3 protein-coding genes and 1 pseudogene are annotated in these 2,946 nt (G+C 64.4%); 1 reads left to right on the forward strand and 3 read right to left on the reverse strand.

Annotation, left to right across the window (positions count from 1 at the left end):
• Positions 1 to 187: pseudogene (locus tag AC1DY5_RS49590) on the forward strand (N-methyl-D-aspartate receptor NMDAR2C subunit); the annotation flags it as partial.
• A 17-nt stretch (positions 188 to 204) separates the two neighbouring features.
• Here AC1DY5_RS49590 and AC1DY5_RS49595 read toward each other — a convergent pair.
• The 3 genes from AC1DY5_RS49595 to AC1DY5_RS49605 form a co-directional block, all read right to left on the reverse strand.
• Positions 205 to 1,935 carry an ABC transporter substrate-binding protein gene (locus tag AC1DY5_RS49595; protein WP_478121664.1) on the reverse strand — a complete coding sequence of 577 codons (1,731 nt, stop codon included), beginning with the start codon at positions 1,933 to 1,935 and terminating at the stop codon, positions 205 to 207.
• 84 nt (positions 1,936 to 2,019) lie between these two features.
• Positions 2,020 to 2,328, reverse strand: a complete 309-nt coding sequence (locus tag AC1DY5_RS49600; RefSeq protein WP_478121665.1) for a DUF2160 domain-containing protein — start codon at positions 2,326 to 2,328, stop codon at positions 2,020 to 2,022.
• A gap of 13 nt (positions 2,329 to 2,341) precedes the next feature.
• The coding region (locus AC1DY5_RS49605; protein ID WP_478121666.1) for a carbohydrate ABC transporter permease at positions 2,342 to 2,946 on the reverse strand (605 nt) is incomplete at its 5' end.

Consider the following 2,946-nt stretch of genomic DNA (forward strand, 5'->3'; position numbering starts at 1 on the left):
GCGATTCGCCGAATACGAGCAGCAGATCCGCCTCGAATATGCGCACATCCCGCCCGAGGTCTTCGAACCGCGGCGGCGCGAGATCCTGGGCCGCTTCCTGGCCCGCGAGCCGCTGTATCAGACCGCGTCGCTGCGCCTGCTGCTGGAAGCCGCGGCGCGCCGCAATCTCCAGCAGGCGCTCAACTGAGCGCCGCGCCGCGGCCTTCAGCGGACTTTGCCTTCCTTCCAGGCGGTCAGCAGCTTGTCGTAATCGATGGTCTCGCCCTTCGGCTTCTCGTTCGCGAGCTTCTTCCACGGCGCGTGCTCGTCGCTCAGCATCTTGGCCGGGTCGCCCTTCGGCGCCAGCTTGGGCGCGCACTTGGCCATGCCGGCGCGCTCCAGGCGACCCATCACGTTGTCCATCTCCTCGGCCAGGTTGTCCATCGCCTTCTGCGGCGTCTTCTCGCCGGTGACGGCTTCGGCCACGTTCTTCCACCACAACTGCGCCAGCTTCGGGTAGTCGGGCACATTGGTGCCGGTCGGCGTCCAGGCCACCCGCGCCGGGCTGCGATAGAACTCGATCAGCCCGCCGTACTTGTTGGCGTTCTGCGTGAAGTACTCGTGGCGGATGTCGCTCTCGCGGATGAAGGTCAGGCCCACCACGCTCTTCTTGGCCGAGACGGTCTTGGACGTGACGAACTGCGCATAGAGCCAGGCGGCCGCCGTCTTGTTGGCGTCATGGGCCTTGAAGAAGGTCCACGAGCCGACGTCCTGGTAGCCATTCTGCATGCCCTGCTTCCAGTAAGGGCCGTTCGGGCCCGGCGCCATGCGCCACTTCGGCGAGCCGTCCGCGTTGACCACCGGCAGGCCGGCCTTGGTCATGTCGGCCGTGAAGGCGGTGTACCAGAAGATCTGCTGCGCGATCTGGCCTTGCGCCGGCACCGGCCCGGCCTCGCCGAAGGTCATGCCGGTGGCCTCCTTGGGCGCGTACTTCTTCATCCAGTCGATGTACTTGGTGAGCGCATAGACCGCGGCCGGCGAATTGGTCGCGCCGCCGCGCGCCACCGTGGCGCCGACCGGCGTGCACTTGTCGGCCGCCACCTTGATGCCCCACTCGTCGACCGGCATGCCGTTCGGGATGCCCTTGTCGGCCGTGCCGGCCATCGACAGCCATGCATCGGTGAAGCGCCAGCCCAGCGACGGGTCTTTCTTGCCGTAATCCATGTGGCCGTAGATCGGCTTGCCGTCGATGGTCTTGACGTCGACCGTGAAGAATTCGGCGATGTCCTCGTAGGCGCTCCAGTTGAGCGGCACGCCGAGGTCATAGCCGTACTTGGCCTTGAACTTGTCCTGCAGGTCCTTGCGCGCGAACAGGTCGGCGCGGAACCAGTAGAGGTTGGCGAACTGCTGGTCGGGCAGCTGGTAGAGCTGGCCGTCGGGCGCCGTCGTGAAGCTGGTGCCGATGAAATCCTTGACGTCGAGCCCGGGATTTGTCCATTCCTTCCCGGCGCCCGACATGTAATCGGTCAGCGACATGATCTTGCCGTAGCGGTAATGGGTGCCGATCAGGTCGGAGTCGGAGATCCAGCCGTCGTAGATCGACTTGCCCGACTGCATCGAGGTCTGCAGCTTCTCGACCACGTCGCCTTCCTGGATGATGTCGTGCTTGACTTTGATGCCGGTGATCTCCTCGAAGGCCTTGGCCAGCGTCTTCGATTCGTACTCGTGCGTGGTGATGGTCTCCGACACCACCGCGATCTCCTTCACGCCCTTGTCCTGCAGCTTCTTCGCGGTGTCGATGAACCACTTCATTTCGGCCGCCTGCTGCTCCTTGCTGAGGCTCGACGGCTGGAACTCGCTGTCGATCCATTTCTTGGCCTCCGCCTCCCCGGCCCATGCGCTCTGCATGGCAAAAGTCGCCGCTGCAAGAGCGATTGCTGTGTAGCGAATCTTCATGGTTGTCTCCTCGATGGCGCTTCCCAGTTCTTTCGGAGCCGGCCCCGGGAAAGCGGAGGGCCGGTCCGATGGACAAAAAAGAACTCAACCCTTTCGCATGATCAGCGCCAGCACGCCCATCGAAAGGACGAAGCTGATCCAGATCGATGGCTCCGCCTCGAGACCGAACCATTCCTGGAACTTGCCGGCCAGGCCGATGAAGATCAGGTTGATGTAGGCCGCGGTCAGCAAGCCGATGAAGAGCCGGTCGCCGCGCGTGGTCTCCAGCGGCAGCCAGCCGCGCCGCAGCGTGGTCGGCGACTTGAGCTCCCACACGGTCATGCCGACCAGCATCAGCGCGATGCAGGTGAAGAAGACGGCCACCGGGGTGGTCCAGACCATCCAGTCGAACATCGTGTGCCCTCCTTCAGACGCGTCCCATCGCGAAACCTTTCGCGATGTAGTGCCGCACGAACCAGATCACGATCGCGCCGGGCACGATGGTCAGCACGCCGGCCGCCGCCAGCGTGGCCCAGTCCATGCCCGAGGCGCTCACGGTGCGCGTCATCGTCGCCACGATCGGCTTGGCGTTGACACTGGTCAGCGTCCGCGCCAGCAACAGCTCCACCCAGCTGAACATGAAGCAGAAGAAGGCCGCGACGCCGACGCCGGCCTTGATCAGCGGCAGGAACAGCGTGAGGAAGAAGCGCGGGAACGAGTAGCCGTCGATGTAGGCGGTCTCGTCGATCTCGCGCGGGATGCCGCTCATGAAGCCTTCGAGGATCCAGACCGCCAGCGGCACGTTGAAGAGCAGGTGCGCCAGCGCCACGCCCAGGTGCGTATCCATCAGTCCGACGGTCGAGTAGAGCTGGAAGAAAGGCAGCAGGAAGACCGCCGGCGGCGTCATGCGGTTGGTCAGCAGCCAGAAGAACACATGCTTGTCGCCAAGGAAGGTGTAGCGCGAGAAGGCATAGGCCGCGGGCAGCGCCACCGCGAGCGAGATCACGGTGTTGATGCCGACGTAGATCAGGC

The organism is Variovorax sp. P4_D9 (assembly GCF_056401695.1).

Coding starts and splice junctions, on each gene's coding strand:
- AC1DY5_RS49595 (WP_478121664.1), bottom strand. CDS start 1,935: ATGAAGATTCGCTACACAGCAATCGCTCTTGCAGCGGCGACTTTTGCC.
- AC1DY5_RS49600 (WP_478121665.1), bottom strand. CDS start 2,328: ATGTTCGACTGGATGGTCTGGACCACCCCGGTGGCCGTCTTCTTCACC.